Source organism: Mesorhizobium sp. M0618, from assembly GCF_040320765.1.
Classification (GTDB): domain Bacteria; phylum Pseudomonadota; class Alphaproteobacteria; order Rhizobiales; family Rhizobiaceae; genus Mesorhizobium.
Genome location: NZ_JAMYQH010000011.1, coordinates 108,587 through 126,517, shown reverse-complemented (window position 1 = coordinate 126,517; position 17,931 = coordinate 108,587). Strand labels below are relative to the sequence as shown.

The 17,931-nt window shown below is 57.9% G+C and carries 10 protein-coding genes and 5 pseudogenes; 3 read left to right on the top strand and 12 right to left on the bottom strand.

The features are described from left to right. Positions 1–62 precede the first annotated feature (62 nt). Positions 63–815 (bottom strand): hypothetical protein, encoded by a 753-nt coding sequence (locus NKJ04_RS14300; RefSeq protein WP_352675767.1) that lies wholly within the window; start codon positions 813–815, stop codon positions 63–65. A gap of 477 nt (positions 816–1,292) precedes the next feature. Further along, positions 1,293–1,656: pseudogene (locus NKJ04_RS14295) on the bottom strand (DDE-type integrase/transposase/recombinase); the annotation flags it as partial. Between the two features lie 263 nt (positions 1,657–1,919). Between NKJ04_RS14295 and NKJ04_RS14290 the strand changes: the two are divergent. Then, positions 1,920–2,605, top strand: a pseudogene (locus NKJ04_RS14290) (IS6 family transposase); the annotation flags it as partial. 150 nt (positions 2,606–2,755) lie between these two features. Here NKJ04_RS14290 and NKJ04_RS14285 read toward each other — a convergent pair. The 7 genes and pseudogenes from NKJ04_RS14285 to NKJ04_RS14255 form a co-directional block, all read right to left on the bottom strand. Beyond that, positions 2,756–3,523 (bottom strand): class I SAM-dependent methyltransferase, encoded by a 768-nt coding sequence (locus tag NKJ04_RS14285; RefSeq protein ID WP_352675764.1) that lies wholly within the window; start codon positions 3,521–3,523, stop codon positions 2,756–2,758. Between the two features lie 141 nt (positions 3,524–3,664). Beyond that, a pseudogene (locus NKJ04_RS14280) lies at positions 3,665–3,920 on the bottom strand (IS66 family transposase); the annotation flags it as partial. Positions 3,921–4,033: 113 nt separating this feature from the next. Continuing rightward, positions 4,034–6,757, bottom strand: a complete 2,724-nt coding sequence (locus NKJ04_RS14275; protein WP_352675761.1) for a lyase family protein — start codon at positions 6,755–6,757, stop codon at positions 4,034–4,036. Beyond that, positions 6,744–7,703 (bottom strand): cysteine synthase family protein, encoded by a 960-nt coding sequence (locus tag NKJ04_RS14270; protein ID WP_352675758.1) that lies wholly within the window; start codon positions 7,701–7,703, stop codon positions 6,744–6,746. Before NKJ04_RS14270 ends, NKJ04_RS14275 begins: the two co-directional genes overlap by 14 nt. A gap of 131 nt (positions 7,704–7,834) precedes the next feature. Further along, positions 7,835–8,770, bottom strand: a complete 936-nt coding sequence (locus NKJ04_RS14265; RefSeq protein WP_352675755.1) for a GHMP family kinase ATP-binding protein — start codon at positions 8,768–8,770, stop codon at positions 7,835–7,837. A gap of 631 nt (positions 8,771–9,401) precedes the next feature. Further along, on the bottom strand, positions 9,402–9,656 hold the full coding sequence (locus NKJ04_RS14260; protein WP_352675886.1) for an Lrp/AsnC ligand binding domain-containing protein: 255 nt from the start codon (positions 9,654–9,656) through the stop codon (positions 9,402–9,404). A gap of 654 nt (positions 9,657–10,310) precedes the next feature. After that, entirely contained in the window at positions 10,311–11,033 is a 723-nt protein-coding gene (locus NKJ04_RS14255; RefSeq protein WP_352675753.1) for a transposase, read from the bottom strand. 462 nt (positions 11,034–11,495) lie between these two features. Here NKJ04_RS14255 and NKJ04_RS14250 point away from each other — a divergent pair, with 462 nt between their 5' ends. Together NKJ04_RS14250 and NKJ04_RS14245 are read left to right on the top strand one after the other, a co-directional pair. Then, positions 11,496–13,523, top strand: coding sequence for a CocE/NonD family hydrolase (locus NKJ04_RS14250; protein ID WP_352675750.1), 2,028 nt, complete (start codon positions 11,496–11,498; stop codon positions 13,521–13,523). Positions 13,524–13,851: 328 nt separating this feature from the next. Continuing rightward, positions 13,852–15,046 (top strand): annotated as a pseudogene (locus tag NKJ04_RS14245) (IS256 family transposase). A gap of 146 nt (positions 15,047–15,192) precedes the next feature. Here NKJ04_RS14245 and NKJ04_RS14240 read toward each other — a convergent pair. From NKJ04_RS14240 to NKJ04_RS14230, 3 genes and pseudogenes are all read right to left on the bottom strand, one after another. After that, positions 15,193–15,374 (bottom strand): annotated as a pseudogene (locus NKJ04_RS14240) (IS630 family transposase); the annotation flags it as partial. Between the two features lie 216 nt (positions 15,375–15,590). Continuing rightward, positions 15,591–16,370: a class I SAM-dependent methyltransferase gene (locus NKJ04_RS14235; protein ID WP_352675747.1), complete on the bottom strand. Its 780-nt coding sequence runs from the start codon at positions 16,368–16,370 to the stop codon at positions 15,591–15,593. A 538-nt stretch (positions 16,371–16,908) separates the two neighbouring features. After that, a protein-coding gene (locus tag NKJ04_RS14230) for an IS5 family transposase (RefSeq protein ID WP_502897921.1) occupies positions 16,909–17,663 on the bottom strand; the annotation gives its coding sequence in 2 pieces (ribosomal slippage) (positions 16,909–17,372 and positions 17,372–17,663; 756 coding nt in all). Positions 17,664–17,931: the final 268 nt, after the last annotated feature.

Genomic DNA, 17,931 nt, shown 5'->3' with positions numbered 1-17,931 from the left:
CCGTCCAAGCGGCGAGCGGGCTTGCTTCCTCCAACTGGGGAAACCGAGACACTTGTCTCCCACTATTTCCCGGCCATTAGTGGCGAACCGCATGGCAACTCGTGCGGAACTGCGGTCCGCCAGGAGCACCAACAGGAGGATTGCAAGACCGAGGGAAAGCCAATAATTTGCAACGCCACCACTATCAAGAAGCCGATCAGCCAATCGATCTCGGGCAGCGCGGTTGCCCTCTGTGTGCCGAATGACCAGCTCGTTGCCAGAACGAGTGCCCAGCCCACCAGCAGAGTCACGACAAGCGTCGTCCCATAATGCCGATCGGTGCGTCGAGTTGCGTGGTCAGCGGCTCGTGCAACACGAACTCGATAACTGCCGCTGTAATCCTGCCGCGCCGCGCGCGGCCAACCGGGACACCAGTACTCCGACGGGCCATTCACCTCGCCTGCCAGCTGAGGGCGCTGCCAAAGGGTGTAATTCGCATGCAGCACCGGCAGCGGCGTCAGCCGATCCGCGCGGTCTTCCCGGGCCAGAGCGCAGAGCTCGCGCGTCAGCACTTTCCGGGCCCAGTCGTCCAAGAACATGTAGTTCATGGTGATCAGCAGCGCATTATCGTCCGCCGCCAGCCGCACCAGCCGTCCGCGTATCCGTGGGCTGCCTTCCTGGCCCAATGCTGCCTCCGCTTCAGGGCGCGGCAAATCCACGCATGTAGCCTCCACATCAGCCGTGGCCAGAACGCTCTGTTTCAGCGGCAGGCCGACGTCCGCCGGCCCGATCCGCTGGAACGGCTCGCCGTCATGTACCCGGAAGATGGTGCGCACCTTACGAAGGGTCCAACCCCTCCGAGGCCAACTGCAGGGCCGCCACACCTTGAATGTGACTGCCTTCGATGCCACCCTCAGACGGGATAGGAACCAAAGCCGCTGCTGAAAGAATGACAGCGGCAGTAACGGACGCGGCAGAGCATCAAATGGCGGTACCGCATTCAGTGCAGGGCCTATTGCTTTGATTTGGATCGTTCCATGAAGCTTCATTTTAAATCTCCTCGGCCGGAAATTCGAGATCGCTTTGGTCGAAGCGAATCCTTTGCAATGTCCGTGCAATCGGCGTGCCACCAGAGAGGTGTGCGACCAAGAGGTGCAAAACCACATGTTTCGCGTGGAACGGCGGATTGTGGCATGTTCCGAACATAGACGCCTTCAACAGTATCTGGTTGACCACGGCAGCGAATGACGAGGATCGCCTGCCGGAGATTGGGAATGCAGGGGGGCTCGTTGGCATCTTGGCGATCGAGTGGATCGGATCCGGCGCTTTTTGAGTCGATGATCCTGTTCGATCCGATTGTTAAGATCGGCCTTTGCCGATGATCGGCTTCAAAGTTCGACCGATCTCGCACGTAGCTCTCGGCATCCCAGGCAATGATTACCTCGTGATTCCTCAGGCTGCCGTCGATGACGATCGTTCCGGTCTCCCATGACGCTTAAACGCCTTTCGCGGAAAACGTGCGGGCCGCCAACAGATCATGGCACTCGATGAAGAAGAACTCGACGGTATCGCTGACGCTGTCGATGGCTCCCTGCCTCGGATTTTGATATAGGTTTCGTCCATGTGCCATTCGCCGCCCGCGACACGCATGCGTCGATCGGATCGTTCCACGAGCAACTTCTGGCAACACATACGACCATGCCGCCGCGCGATAAGCTGGCAACGGAAGCAGTGCCACCAGCAGGATCGGGACTGTTCAAGTTCAATCACGCTCTCGCCAGGCCGGGCGCAAGCTTCACTTACGACCGCAGTGATAAATATGCGCCACGCCAGGAGCGATCCCGCGGCCGTAATCGCGGGCCAGTCAACCACGGCGGAAATGATCGCAAGGCGCTGTCACATGATTGAGCGGTAAGGAAATTGAGGTAGTAGCGCGCCAGGTGATTGTGAGTGCACCGGCCTACACGAACCACTCTATCCGATCGAAATCGTGGCCCCGTGCTGTCTGGCTCTACTCCGCTTCAATCTGAACTGCGCGATGTCGAGGAAATGCTGCTCGATCGCGGGATCGTTGTTTCCTACGAGACCTCCGCCGATGGTGCCGAAAGCACGGCCCTGATTATGCGCGCCACATACGCCGCAAGGCGCCGACGAAAAGACGATGTCTGGCACCTCGATGAAGTCGTGCGCATCAACGGTCAGAAATGCTGGTTGTGGAGAGCGGGTGATTTGGACGGATATGTGCTCGACGAGATCGTCAGACGCGCCAACACAAGGCCGCCAGGCGCCTGCTGACGTGACTTCTGAAGAAGCAGGGTCTGCCGCCAAAGCGTATGATCACCGACAAATTACGCTCCTACGGGGCCAAACGCCAGGTCATGCCGAACGTGGAACACCGCTCCCATAAGGGCTTGAACAACGGGCGGAGAATTCTCCCCGGCTGTTCCGAAAACGGGAGCGAACGCGACAGGTTTTCCGGCCGGTCGGCTCATTGCAGCATTTCGTGTCGATCTTCTCCGCCGCCCGAAACCTCTTCCTCCCGTCCCAGAGCAACCGTTCCGCACAAATTCGAACCCATCGACGCCAAGCCATGGCCGTGTGGGAAGCCGTGAGTGCACGCCCTGCCCGAAAAGCGCGGTGTCGGCACCACGCGGCTACAATCAAACAACGTGACAACGCCCCGTTCCACATATGCCATTCGGGCGGTTCCACATAGTGAGTCAGAGCCCTTTTCACCCGTAGAAAGCGATGACCATCTATTGCCCTAAACTCCTACTTACTTATGCGCGACAACCACGAGTCGCGGGCCATAGGACGTAAACTCTCCGCCTTCAGCTCCATAGGCTTCAACAGTCTCGAACCCCGCGCTAGGCAACATGCGAGCATATTCAACAAATCCATAGTATCTGATAGAAATTCGCGATCGTCTAACGCATCCATTGCGGACGACGATCCTTTCGAGGTTTCTACGATCGGTTAGCGGATCCGGGTTTATTAAATGAATTCTTAGATCATCGTTACGCTGCACGACGATAGGAGACTGGTCGCGTAGCAAATCGAAGCGATTGTCCTGATCGATTAACAGACGCCCGCCATTCCGAAGTGAAGAGGCGGCTTCATGAAGAACTCTTTCATTATCCGCTTCATCAAAGTAGCCAAACGACGTGTTCCACAGAAAAGCCGCGTCAAACCGATCTCGCCAAGGAAGTGAGCGCATATCGCCAAGAACATACTCAACATCTACCCGGCGCTCAGCCGCATCCGCTTCGGCTTTTTTTAGCAAGATCCCTGAGATATCCAGTCCGGTTACCCGCGCCCCTTTTTCCGCCAATCGGTTGGCTATCCGCCCATAACCGCATCCGAGTTCGAGAACTGAGCTGCCTTGTTTCAGCGAAAGAAGGTCCCAAATTGCTGCTGCTTCCCTGTCACTTTTTTCCGGCGGATTGATCACCTCGCTAAAGTGCAAGTAGTCTTCGCTGAAGTGGGATTCAAGCTCGAAAGGGGGACTGCTCATCTCGTAAGTCATTTGCTTTTCCATGTTCATTCGCTGATTGCCCTAAGTGCAGAGGTCGATTTTACGGAGAGAGAGCGCTTTTTAAAGAAGAGATTTGTGAATATTTTTCATCACTTATTTAAACGTTTGGTAACGGTCATTGCGGGTTCCGTCGTGAAGCCCGCGGTTCGTGACGCCACTCTTTTCGGCCATCACGCGATAGCCGCCATAGCTGTCGACCTGCAAGATCCCGGTCAAGCCTGCGAGATGAGCGATCGGACGCTCGGCCGTTCGATCCGGCGCATAGACATAGGCGACGCCCGCCGGGTCGCCGCCATTCCATGGTCGGTCACCGCCGGCAGAGTTGGCCTGTCTTCGTCTTGCCGCGGCCGGGATCGAGCACCGGCGCGGTCGTCTCGTCGGCGAAGAGTTTTGTCGAGGACTTCAGCTTGCCGCTGCGCCCTGATCCGGCCATGATGTGCGGCGCGGCGTCGTTCAATCCCGATACAATCAGGTCGGGTCACGCTCTGGTCGGCAACCCCTGTCCGGCCTCAGAACCCGTCAGACTATGTCCATATACTTCAAGTCGATATGATATTTATCAATGTGTTCTTTCACCTTCTGTTTGCGATGCATCTCAGCGCGCGCCCAGCGCTCACGTATGTCCTCGCATTTGAGCTGCATGTCCCGAAACAGCGCTTTTGCTACAGAGACCTGGCTATCGGTTGATCTTTTTCCAGGCCCTCCTCCAAACTGCAGAGCGTCCCTGCACTCTTCAAGACTCGCCGGCAACACATCGGCCAAGTGGCTGGCCAGCTCGCTTCGGCGCTCCGCGACGCAGCCATCCTGTGACAGTCGTTCCGCGATCTCGCCAATTAGAGTGTGGGCCTTCCTGAAAGGAACGCCTCGCGACGCCATCCGTTCGGCGGCGACGGCCGTCATTGATGACCCGTCTGCCAGATGTTCGCGCATAGACTTCGCGCTGAACGACATGTATTTCACGATAAGCGATGTGAGGATGATGGCCCTCTTCACGGCCTCCTCTGAAAGCTTAAGGGGAGAGCAGCCGTAGTTGCTTGCTTCAATCGAGTTGCTGAAAGGCGCTTTGCAGGTTGCAGCTGCTGCAGAAACGTATGCGCCAATCACGGTGCTTGCCGAGCCCTTGATGTGTTCAAGCAGAAACGGGTTCTTCTTTTGGGGCAGCATGGAAGAGCCGCCAGCAAGATTGTCAGGGACGTCGATAAGCGCGAACTCCCGCGTCGTCCACACCTGCAGGTCCTGGGCCACACGGCTGAGCAAAATCGAAACACCAGCGAAGAGCGAAAGCGCTTGTAGGTGATGGTCACGGCTTGCAACAGCATCAAGTGAGTTGAATGACGGCAGTTCGAAACCCAGAAGATTTGCTGTCTTTGTGGGATCTATGGGCATGCTGGTGCCTCCGCCGGCACCAGCCCCCATAGGGCAGTTCCTGATGTCCTCCAGGAGCCAATGGAGGCGCTGGCGCTCGCGCGACAAAGCGAAGAAGACACCAAGCAGGTAGTGCCCCGGCGATCCGGGAAGTGCGATCTGGTACTGACTGTACAACGGAGCCACAAGTCTCGATGCTTCCTCAACCCGCCGAAGTAGGGCATCTTGTGCAGCACCTATCTGTTGCGAGATGGAATAAGCAGCTTCCCGAAGCATCAGGAGAGAAATGGAGGCGTTCAAGTCATTGCGGGATCTCGCAAGGTGCAGCCAGCCGGCCTTTTCAGGACCAGCTCTCGCGGCAAGTTCTGCCTCATAGGCAAGGTAGAGGCCACGCGGAGCATCACGGCCCTCCAAACACTGAAAGCCCTCGTCCTGAAGGGCCAAAATGTGCTTGAGCAGATCGGCAGCCACTGCTTGGCTGACCAACCCCTGGTCCGCGAGCATGACCAGATGTGCTTCGTCTATGGACGCCTGGTGCCGCAGAAGGCGACCGTCACGCGCGATTTCGATTGGCTGAGCGAGCAACTTCATCGCTTCGGGATGCAGGTTCCACTTGCTCTGGCTTGACCCAGCGACTTTGTCGTTGTTCGATTCGCAAGCAGCTGCCTCAATATCAATCACGATGGAATCGATCTTCCGTTCAGCTGCCAAGGCTGCGGCATTGAGTTCATCAGCAATGCCTATGGCGTAGGCTACCCGGTCTCTAAAATCGCCGTTTATTCGAACCTCCTCGCCCTCAGATTTCAGAACACCCGCCTCAGGTACTGTCGCGTCTGGACTTCGAGAAAAGCTCAGGTGTTTGAGCTTGCCGGGCTTATCAGCAAGGCGGAAGCGGATGGCTCCCGCCCTTGTGCTCGCTCGGAGGGGCGTGAATGCTTCCCCGGCGTAAAGTTTGATCACCGTATCCAGGACTGACGTACCCAAGGCGTGCGAAAGCATGACTGGAATCATTCCTCCAGCCAGCCTGGGATTGACCTCGATGATGACGGGGCCTGACGCCGTTATCACGAACTCTACATGAGCCGGTCCGAACTCCAAGCCCAGAGCCGATACCGCGCCCGCGGCAAAAGAAGCAAGTTCCTTGAGGGACCATTCCGGGAGCGGGGCCGGGAAGTCGTGCCCCACCTCAACGAAGCAGGGAGGCGGGCCTTTGTGCTTGGCGAGAATTCCAAGGCAGTGCAGCGTCCCATCATACGCAATTATCTCTGCGGAGTATTCCTTACCCTCCACATATTGCTGGATCAGGATGTCGGGACTGGCCAGATCCACTTGATCCACCAATACGTCCTTTGCACTCTTAAACGCCTCGATCGCGGCTGCTGCACTATCGCACAGCCGCACGCCGCTACTACCGCTTCCGCAGACTGGTTTCACGACGACTGGCAGAGTGACTTGGGTAAGAATGTCTTCGACGTCTGTGATGGATGTGGCCAGCCGAGTTGCAGGAATCGCGATTGATTGTCGCTGCAACTGGAGTGCTTGCTTCCATTTATTTCGGCATATGACCACAGCCTCTGGATTCGCTGCTGGTAGTCCCATTGCAGTCGCGGCACGTGACGCAGTTTCCACAAAATAATCGGACGATGAGTATATTCCCTTCAGCCTTCCTATTTTGCTGGCCACCCCGATAACGTCATCCGGATTGCGCGTTTCAGCTTCGATTACTTGAGGCACCGCGGAGTCTTTTAAAAACGGATAGCGCGCTCGATTGCGTACAACGAGATACGGTTCGAAGCCCAGGGCTCGGGCCCGCTTCAACAATAGTTCGCCAGTGCCCGTCGTGTTGCTCTCTACGAAAAGGAAGCTACCTCGGCTCATCAAACTTGCTCCAAACGCTTAAGACAGCTTCCCGGGCTTTCCGCTTCCAAAGATATCGGTTCCATGGTGGGAGAGCCGTCGACGGATGGTTTTCGGTCGCCGGCGCATCCAGCACACCGGCTTCATTTAGAGGTCCGTTCTGCTTGAGCCACTCGCGGTCGTAGACAGCTTCGACGTAGCGGTGGCCTTCATCCGGGCAAATGACGACTACGGTTTCTTCTGGATACTGCCGAGCGCGCCACCGCCCCACGATGTAGCTCGCTCCGGACGTCGGACCGGCGAAGACGGCGTGCCGCTCGTGGAGGAGTCGCGTTGCAGTCAATGCGAGCGAAGCCGAGATGAGATGCACCTCGTCATACAGTTCGTGCTTCACGTTCTCGGGGACAAGACTGTTCCCCAGCCCCCGCAGTGTGCGTTCGCCATCCGGCTGGCCAAAAATCACGCTATTGAAGGTGTCCACTCCGATCAGGCGTGCGCTAGGCGCTTTTTGGCGGAGTCGCTCTATCGTTCCGCAAGTAGAACCGCCCGACCCTACAGACCCGACCAACGTTACGTCCGGGCCCAACATCTCCGCTATTTGGTCGGCGAAGAGCCTATAGGCTGCTGGGTTGTCGGGTGTTTCGTACTGCCGGGGCCAAAAACAAGAGTGGCCCAACTGTCTCATCCTAGCGTCTAACGCATCGAGACGGCTTCTTTGATAGCCACCCTGCTTCGCCTTTTCAGTTATTGTGCAGACCTCGGCTCCCAAGGAATTCAACCGGTTTTCCAGGGCTTTGTCCATCACTGGGTCTGTGAAGATTTCAAGTTGGAATCCATATTCGCGGCAAATTACTGCTAAACCCAGCGCGAAGGTTCCGCTTGAAGTCTCGAGAACTTTCATGCCGTGCGTCAGATTCCCCTTGGCCATCGCTTGTTCAATGATGTACTTCGCGGGAAGAAGCTTCATGAACGCAAACTGCGCAACATAAAGATTTGTCTCACACCGTATGATGCTTGGAAGAACATAGGCATCAGAGTATCTGGAGAAGGGCAAGCGTTTGCCGAGAGCGTTCATCCTGCTACCTCACTGACAACCAGTCACATAGTCAGAAATATTTTTGGCGAGTCGTTGAACCCAGATACATGAGCGAGCACGGACCGAAGCTTCCATGGAAAGTCCGCCGTCATTCGATCGAGCAGGATTCCACTCATTGTGCCGCTGTGCGCGACTATGACCCCGAGAGCGTCAGTAGCCTCGGATGCTTTCAGCATCGAGTTCAGGTGCTCCTTTGGAGCCCGCCCCTGATGCAGGAGCGCGCTGGCCGTACCTATTTTGCCTATTGTGACCGTGTCACCATGCGGGATCGCTGTCCGTGCGCGGTCGAGTAATTCGTGATATTCTGCCCGTTGGCTAGCGGAGATCTCACCTCGCCGTTGATCATAATCAACGGTTTCCACCGTTCCTCCTTCATCGATGCCCACGATTGCAAGCGGCGGCATTTGTCCGAGGAAGGAGAGAAGGCGACATGCTCGCTGCTGATATGCGACCACCCCTGGGTACATCACTCCGTCGGATGGCTCGATCTCCGCCATTAGTTTCTCGATCAATGACGTGCGGATTCTGCGCTTGAAGCAGCGCGCGATTGACCGTGCAGCCGCAACAAGATCCGCAGACGAACTTGCCAGTCCTTTGCCTTCGGGGAGTTCCGATTGCAAAAGCAGAATTCCTCCTGAGGCGCCGAGCGCACTCACGAGATTCTCAGCTAGCTGTTTTGCTTTGAGTTTGTGAGAAGGATAGACAGTCACGGATCGTGTGCCCGGGATCGGCGTGAAATGAGCCCTCGCAAAGAGCGCGATCGGCATCGTGACGAGGAAGTGAGAATCCCGGGGAAAGGAGCCCGCCGGCAACTGGCCTTGCAGCAACTCGCCGAATGTACCGCAGCAAAGAGCGCCGCTGGAGTGAGTCCTTGGCTCCTGCCCATCCTCGGCTATGTTCTGGGCCGCGTCTGCGCCATCGAACATCTGGTGGTACATGTACGGTTTCCAAACTTCATGGGCGGCCGCTTGGAGAAGTTCTCTCGTTGACGCGCTCGGGTTGCTTCCGGAAAGTGCGGGATACGTGGACTTTTGGGCTGCCATATTACTTTCTCTCAGATGCATTGTGCTTTTAGCAAGGCACGGCCGCTATTCGTCAGAATTGGCTTGCCTGTCGGATGGGATTACTTTCGAGTAGCCTGGGTTGCCTGAAATCCTCGGTGAAAGTAGCATTGGCAGCGACTTTTGTTCGCAAAGCTTCTGTGAAAAGAATTGTAGGATCTGTTGCGCTGGTGATTGCGTCATTTAGCCGTGCGAGGGAGGCGCCGCTTTAAAACACTCAGTGATGCCAGTTTTGCCCTTAATCTGATCGGCAGCGACCGAACGAGCTCTCAACCTGGCCGCCGCCGAAGCTCGCTGCTGTTCTGCCTCTCTAGGTGCAGTCCTGCCTCCCCTCGCCCGAAGGAGCAGGTATCGGGGGCGGCCGCTGAAAAGACTCCAGGAGCTGCCCCGGATTACGTCACCGCGCGCTCGGTCGCGTCGGCAAGGTGAAGCGGTCACTTTGCTCATCCCAGGCGATTGGTCGGGTTGGCGATGCGTGCATTCTTACGTCAGCGCAGTCTGGCGAAAGTTATAGTGTGGAACGTGGATCGATTTTGACACAGTCAAGAGCGATCATGCTCTTAAATTTCCGCACGTTCGAATCGGTATTTAGCTTCGTCTTCACAAACGCCTTGAAGGCTTCGAGATCATCCACAGCCAGAACTAGTACGAAATCGGCGCTGCCCGTGGTCCGGTAGCACACAGTTACCTCCGTGGCAGCTTGCATCATGCACTCGAACCTTTCGACGAGCTCGAGACGTATTCGATCAAGCTCAACTAGCACTATCACCGTGATCACTTGCAACCAACCCTTTCGATCTAGGAGCAGATCTTGCTGATGTCAGGGCCACATTGAGTAACGCTCGAACGATCGAGGCCGCCGCAACGCCTCAATTGGCTCAAGCTGTGTCGGGCACGGCAGACCCTTGATCCATTCGACACATCAAATCGGAGGCTGCTCACTTGATGCTTCTCCCAGTTAGAGGCGCACCGCTGTTGGCAGCACGCGTAAATAGCGAATGGGCCGGTTTCCGGCTCCCTGCGGCGCTGCGAGAGCATACGCAAGCGCCATGCCGAGCCGAACACTTCGTGTATTTCTCCTTGGGTAGAACTCGAAGCAACAGTCTTGGTGCGTTCTCTGACAATGCTGTCGAACTCCGGACAATGGCTGATTGGCTGCAGCGCAAACACCCAGGTCTTTGCCGAGATCCGTCGGCCTGCCGCCAACACCTAACGGCCATCTGCGCAGGGTTCGACACGCGCTTCCAAGGAAAGAAGGAAGACGGCTATGTCATCCAAACCGATCCGCGACGACGGCATGAGGCGGGGCACAAAGAGGGGGGCGAGCCCGACGTCGCCGATCGCCAGGCTCGCCGCCAACCCGCTGACTTCAACTCATTCGTCCACACGACCATGGCCTAGGAGGACGCGCCGGCGGTCACGGTCCAGCGTGCTGCAGATTGATGGCGAGCGCCCGCAACAGGGCTGGCCTCGGGACAGGCGGCGGCGAAGGCCAGGCCGACGCGCGAGACAGTGGATGACGCGGGCGCCGAGCTTGAGGAGCCTGAGCCGCAACGTGGCGAACTCGGCTTTGCCGGGATGATCGGATGTGGGCACCGCTTGGCGCAGGGGTGAGCATCAGCCAGTATGCGGCCGTGTGCAGGGCGAGGCGGACCTGGTTGGCGATGGGCGAACGGCAGTTGGTGCGGTCGGAGGCAAGTTGGCTCTTGTGGATCTTGTTCAGGTTCTCGGCCTGGCCGCGGGCGCATTTGATCACGTCGTAGAGGTGCTCGGCCGAGCCACTGTCGAGAATGGTGACGACGACGCGGTCGTCGAGGCCATCGCAGTTGCCTCGATGCGGGCGCAGACGCGACTCTCTTGCCTTCAGGAGTTCGCCTTGTAGTGGGTCTCGGCATAGCCGCGCAGCATAGGTTTGCGCTCGAGCGCCGCGGGTGCGGACGTTGTCGGCGCTCTCATCGACAAGCGGCCGGAGACCCGTCTTGCCCGTCAGTCCGAAGATGTAGTCGATGCCGTTCTCCTCACACCTGGCCATTACTTGCGCCCGGCCGTAATGGCCATCGCCGCGCACCAGGATAAGTCGAGTGGCTTTGAGTGTCCGGAGGAACGAGCGGTCGATTGTGCTCCCAAGAGCCAAGAACATTTCAGACCACGTAGCTTTGTGCAGTCCTTATTTCAACTGAGGAAACATTTTGACGCGGTCTCGCAAAACGCGGGTGCTAAGTATCCCGTGATAATTCCACCCGCTCAGAGGACGCAGATACTGGACGGTGCGGGCGGCACGAGATGAAAAAGATACCTACGAAGCTGACGACGTCGGTCTGCTGACATGTTCGACGTGCACGGCAAGGAGTTCACAACCCATGAATGGCAATAGGCTACCCCCGCTTTGTAACGAGAGCGTGATCATTGTGGATCGCGTCGAGCAGAGCCGCCAAAATTGGACGCCTTTCCCTACCGTACCGGCCTGAAGAGTTTATGGAGCGCGCAACGGGGGCGCCTGCACCGCTGGTGCGGATCGATCTCCTCACCTGTGAATTCCCGCCCAGTGCCGTCCTGCGCGCCGCCGAGACAACCTGCCGCAAATTAAGAAGAGATCAGTCCAATGAAAGACATCCATGTGGTCACCGATTTCCCGCGCAAGGTCCGCGAGATTGAGAACCTGTGGATCCCGATGCCAGATGGCGTGAAACTAGCTGCCCGCATCTGGGTCCCGGAAGACGCCGAGGCCGATCCGGTCCCGGCCATCCTCGAATACTTGCCTTACCGCAAACGCGACGAAACGGCGGAACGTGATGCGCTCACTCATCCCTACTTCGCCGGTCATGGCTACGCTGGCGTACGTGTCGATATGCGTGGCACCGGCGACAGTGAAGGTGTTTGCAAGGGCGAGTATCTGAAGCAGGAGCAGGATGACTGTTTGGCCGTCATCGAGTGGTTGGCCAAACAGCCTTGGTGCTCGGGCGCGGTCGGCATGATCGGCATTAGCTGGGGCGGCTTCAACGGGCTCCAGGTCGCCGCCCGCCGGCCGCCGGCGCTTAAAACTGTGATCTCACTGTGCTCAACCGACGACCGCTATAATGATGACATCCATTATCTCGGCGGCGCGCAGATGTGCGACAATCTGGACTGGGGCACTACCGCCTGGGCGGTCGCCATGACGCCGCCCGATCCACTGATTGTCGGCGACCGCTGGCGCCAGCTTTGGGAGGGCCGCCTTAACGGCAACGGCATCTGGATGCAGGAATGGTTTGAGCATCAGCGTCGCGACGAGTTCTATAAGCACGGCTCGATCTGCGAGGGTTACTCCGATGTCGAGATCCCCGTTTACCTCGTCGGTGGCTGGGCCGACAGCTATCCGAACCCGATCTTCCGCATGCTCGAAAGACTGCCTGGGATCCGGAAGGGACTGATCGGTCCGTGGGGTCACAAATATCCCCATTTCGCCATGCCCGGACCGCGAATCGGTTTTCTCAAGGAATGCCTGCGCTGGTGGGACCAGTATCTCAAGGGCATCGATACTGGCATTAGCCAAGAACCGATGCTGCGGGCATGGATGCAAGACCCATGTCCCCCGGCTGCCATTTATGATGAGCGGCCCGGCCGTTGGGTCGCGGAGCCCTCCTGGCCGGGACCAGGCGTCGGTCAACGATCGCTGGCCCTTTCGCCGGGACGCCTTGCAGAGGGCGCCAGCAGCGATGATGTGCTGACAATTTGCTCACCGTTGACGGCGGGCCTCTCCTCGGGGGCTTGGTGCGCTTTTGGCGTCGTTCCGACCTTGCCGGTAGACCAGCGCATGGAAGCCGGCAATGCGCTTGTCTTCGAAACGACCCCTTTGGAAGAAACCGTGGAAATTCTCGGCTTTCCGGAACTCGAGGTAAAGCTCGCCTCGGACAAGCCAGTTGCGCTGATCTCAGCGACGCTATCGCTGGTGCTCGAAGACGGCGCAGCATCGCGCGTTAGCTATGGCATTCTCAATCTCACGCATCGGCATGACGATCTCGAGCTCCAGCCAATGCAGCCAGGCAATCCCGAAACGGTGCGCTTCAAATTGCGCTGCTGTGGCCAGCGCTTCGAGAAGGGTCAGCGCATCCGGCTTGCCATCGCCACCGGGCATTGGCCGATCGTTTTTCCAGGGCCGGAGAAGGCGACGCTGTCGATTCATTGCGCTGGCAGCAGGCTGATCCTGCCGGTGCGCAAGCCGCAGCCACTGGATGCAACGCTTGCCGCGTTTGAAGGACCGGAGAGCGCAACGCCTATGGCGCAGGAAGTGATCAAGGCGGGCGAGCCCTTCCGGCGCGAGGTGACGACCAACCAGGTCACCGGGGAAGCCACCTACACTGTCGTCAGTGATGGCGGGACCGTGCGTCATCCGCATACCGGCATCACTGTGTCGGCTAGGCAAACAGACGTCTTCGTGGTTCTCCCAGACGATCCGAATTCGGCCCGGGGGACCGTGACTTGGGAGAATTCCTATGGCCGAGGCGACTGGGATGTCAGAGTTACGGTCTCGGCGACGGTACGAGCGCTACGTGATGTGTGGCGCATGGAGACCCACCTCGTTGCGCGTGCTGGCGACGATGTCGTCGTTGATCGCGAAGACGTCACGGACTTTCCACGTGATCTGAATTGAAGAGCGGCGCCGGTCGCCGGCTGAGGCAAGGATCAGCGTTGAATAGTCGGACGCCGGCCATCCGGACAGTCCGCTCCTTGAGCGGGCTGCCATGTTGTGAGAAGGTCGAACGGCGAGTATCGCACTAAGGTCAAAGAGACGGGTTCGAACCTCCCGCGCTCAAGGCGTTGAATTGGAGCCGATCCGAGAACTCCCATAGGGCCCTCGGCATGTGACGCCGCAAAAGAGCCGGGTAGTGTGCTGAGAGTTCTGCAAATTCGCTGAGAGGGGCGGTCATGGCAGGCTGGTGATGTTCAATGTCACCTGATTCCCGCGAAGGAACGCCACCATGACCAAGACCGAAGATAAATCCGCCATCGCTGCCGTCAAAGACATTCTGCTTTCGGACCCGGATGGGCTGCACGAAGTGATCCGCGCGGTGACGCAGGAGGTGCTCGAGGCCGAGATGGACGAGGCGCTGGGTGCTTCCAAGAGCGAGCAACGCCTGATCGTCTGGGCTATCGCTCGGGCTATTACGGCCGCACCCTGATCACGCGGGTCGGCAAGCTGGAGCTGCGGGTTCCGCAGGACCGGGCCGGCCGCTTCTCCACCGAGCTGTGCGAGCGCTACCAGCGCTCCAAGCGCGCCTTGGTGGCCAAGCTTGCGAGATGTATGTGCAGGGCGTGTCGACCAGAAAGGTCGAGGCGATCACCGAAGAGCTGTGCGGTCATGCCTTCTCGGCTTCGTCGATCTCGGCCATCAACAAGCGCTTGGACGAGAGCCTGAAGGCGTTTGCCGAACGACCGCTTCAGGAGCCATTCCCCTACCTCATTCTCGATGCCCGCTACGAGAAAGTGCGCGAAGCCGGCATCGTGATGAGCCAGGCGGTGCTGATCGCGGTCGGCATCGACTGGGACGGGCGCCGGCAAATCCTGGCCGTGGAGATGGCCAATCGCGAGAGCCGCTCGGCCTGGAAGGACTTCCTCGTCGGCTTGAAACGACGCGGCCTCAAGGGCGTCGAACTGGCCGTGTCCGACGACCATGCCGGCCTGGTCGCGGCGATCGGCGAGGTGATCCCGGAAGCCGCATGGCAGCGCTGCTACGTCCACTTCCTCAGGAACGCGCTCGATCATCTGCCCAGGAAGCACGGCGACGATTGCCTGCAGGAACTGCGCTGGCTCTACGACCGGCGCGATCTCGCCGAGGCCAAGGCCGATCTCGCCGCATGGCTGTCCAAATGGTCCGCCCGCTACCCGCGACTGACCACCTGGGCGGAAGAAGCTATAGAACAGACGCTGACTTTCTTCCGGCTGCCGCGTCAGCATCACAAGCACCTAAAGTCCACCAACATGCTCGAACGGCTCAACGAGGAAATCCGCCGGCGCACCTATGTCGTGCGCATCTTCCCAAACGCCGAAAGCTGCCTGCGCCTCGTTAGGGCGCTCGCCGTCGAGACCAACGAAAACTGGATGGAGGCCAACCGCTACATCAACATGGACGACCTGCGCGAGCACAAGAAGCTCGCTCTGCGCCAAGCTGCATGACCAGCTTCATGGCCGCCCCGTTTCTGCAGAACTTGGCGCACACAACCAAGAGCCGGACACATGTCAGCACAACGCTCCGCGCTCAAAGCTTCTCTTGCATCAACCGGCGTTTACACAAATCAATGACGTCGCCCCCGACAATGTCGGACCAGCACCTGCTCGACATAGGCCAGCAACACGTTGCCGTTCATGGCGCCATCGTAGACGAAAGCGCAGTCGTGCCCACCAGCCGCAGGGCTCCAGTGAAGGTCGTGATCGGCATACCCGCCCGGCAGCGCTCGCCGCGCGGCGCTCTTCCACGGGGCCACTTTGTGGAGAGGCCGATCTCATACGAACACGAGCTTCCGCTCCATACCCTCGTCCGAAGCCTTTAACACCCGCGACCGAAGATCCTCGCTCAATGGTGTTCCCATCGTCCGCGTCCATCGGGCTCCAGCCCCAAAGACGGCCTGTCCGCACTTCCGTGCTCTGGCCCCATGTCCCGGATGGGCTCACCACAAGGCCGCTCTCAAAGAAGAACAGCAGGACGAACAGGCACCGAAGATCACATAGCGATTTGCTTCCGCCCAATCACGTAATCATAGTAAATTCGCTCTCCGTGGACGCTCATACGGTGGAATATCTTTCCTCGCTTTGAATCGACGATATAGCTTGTCTTCACCTTGGCTTCTATCCACTGCAGAAGTGCCACGCATTCGGGGTCCGGATCGTTTGGCTTAACGTGAAAAATGAACCAGCCACCCGGCTCAAGTACGCTGAAGGCTCGTTCGAAACCCGCCACCGGAATATGGTTGTTCCAGCCCGTCGCAGAGGCTACGCCTACACAGTTTGGTGATAGGCTCGCGATCTCCGCCTTCGCTTCCGAACTGAGAGCGCAAAGGTCGGCTACGATATAGCCATCATATATACCCGGCCGGTCTCGATCGGCAGCGACACGAGCCTCTTCAATGATGTCGAGCCCAACCATGCGTCCGATAGGCATCGCCAAACGGACAGCCTCCGCGAAAGCGCCAGAACCAGCCCCAACCTCCAGCACCCTCAAGGCCGACGGATCAACCCTGTGCTCGAACAAAATTCGTCCGAACTCTCTAGCAAGCGCGAATGGCGTCTCGCATCTCAAGTGCCCGTAGATCATCGCATCGTATAAGTTCGGTATCTTGTACATTTCTCCATAGTCGTGCATGGAAAAGTGGAAATCCTCTCCGTTCACATTTGCGATAAACACCTCGTCGGATTGCTTTGCTCTCTCCAGCGAGAACACAGAGCGAATTGAATATAATTTGGCATACTTCGCCACGTCCATACCGTTGCAGTTCTCGATCATAACCGTACTCTCCTGTTATCGACAACCAATTCTTTTATTGAGAACGGAGTGAATTCCATCATTGCTGTGCCATCAGTGTGAAATGGGAAGTGAAATGGGAACTTTTTTAGCCGAATTGATATTCACTGCCGCAGAGCTGATGTGGCTCCGCAGACTCCGGCAGCCACCCCCACGCGCTTCTAAACACGTCCGAAAGCGTATTGTGCATATGTCGCAATGGTCGCTAAAAGCAGTGCACAGATAAACTGCCCTGGCAGTATACCCTATTTTAGACGCATATCCATGACAACGTGGTTAGTTGCTTCCCATTTGGGCCCCTTTCCCGATCCAGACCAATACCTCCACGACGCCTATGCGATTGTCCTAACTGACTCTTGTACCAAGACCTATCTTATTGGATATCGACATTCAAGCATTATTGGCCACCTTCTGCCGAACTTTCATACTAAGTTCGTGAACACAATGTGAAAACTACGTTATACTTCGTTACAGGAGCGCAATGGACTTGCAATGGAATGTTGCATACTAGGGCTAAGACTCATAACCAGTAGCTGACGGTTGCAGCGATGCAGACGGCGGCGAGGAAGTTGCGGGCGAGCCGATCGTAGCGAGTTGCGATGCGACGGAAGTCCTTGATGCGACAGAACATGCGCTCAATCGCATTGCGGTCCTTGTAGAGGAAGGGCGAGAAACAATTCTTCCATTTTCGGTTCGCCTTGGGCGGGATATTGGCGAAGGCGCCGCGTCCGCGAACCTGCTCCCGTATGGCATTGCTGTCATAGCCTTTGTCGGCATGCAGGATTGGCGCCGCCGGCATCTGCTCGATCAGCAGCGCCCCGGCAGTGCAATCGGCGACCTGGCCACCGGCGACCGGCCGGCAGAATCCATCCGTCAGGGCATGGATTTTGGTAGTCCGTCCGCCTCTCGAGCGACCGATGGCCTGATTTTGCTCCCCCCCTTTGCCGCCGGCCGCACAGCGATGCGCCCTTACCGCCGATGAGACGATGAGACGATGAGAAGCTCGGCCGGAGGCCCGCCGGCGTTGGCAAGAGCATGGAAAATGGCACTCCAAACGCCCTTGGCCGACCAGCGCTGGAAACGGTTGTAGAGGGTCTTGCGCGGTCCATAGACCGACGGAGCGTCGACCCAGCGTCCGCCACTCTTCACCACATGAATAATGCCGCTGATCACGCGGCGATCATCGACGCGCGGCTTGCCTCGGGTGCCGGTCGGCAGATGTGGTTCAAGCAACTCAAACTGCTCAACGCTGAGCCAGAAATATTCGCGATTCATGAGTGGTCCCCCTCAGAGACCCGTGAACCACAATCCCGCCGGCAGAGGAACCCCTTTTATGGGTCCAGACCCTAAAGCTCTCGTGAGCCCGCTCTACGAGGCATCGCTCGCACGCGAACAGCGCTTTTTCACTGCAGCACATGTGATACTGACCTGATCCTGCCAATTGACGTCGATTTGCGCCAAAACATCGCAACACATTTCTCACATAAGTTTACAAAAGCTTTGTGGCCGCCGATCCGCTCCTAATGGTATCTTCACCACGGCT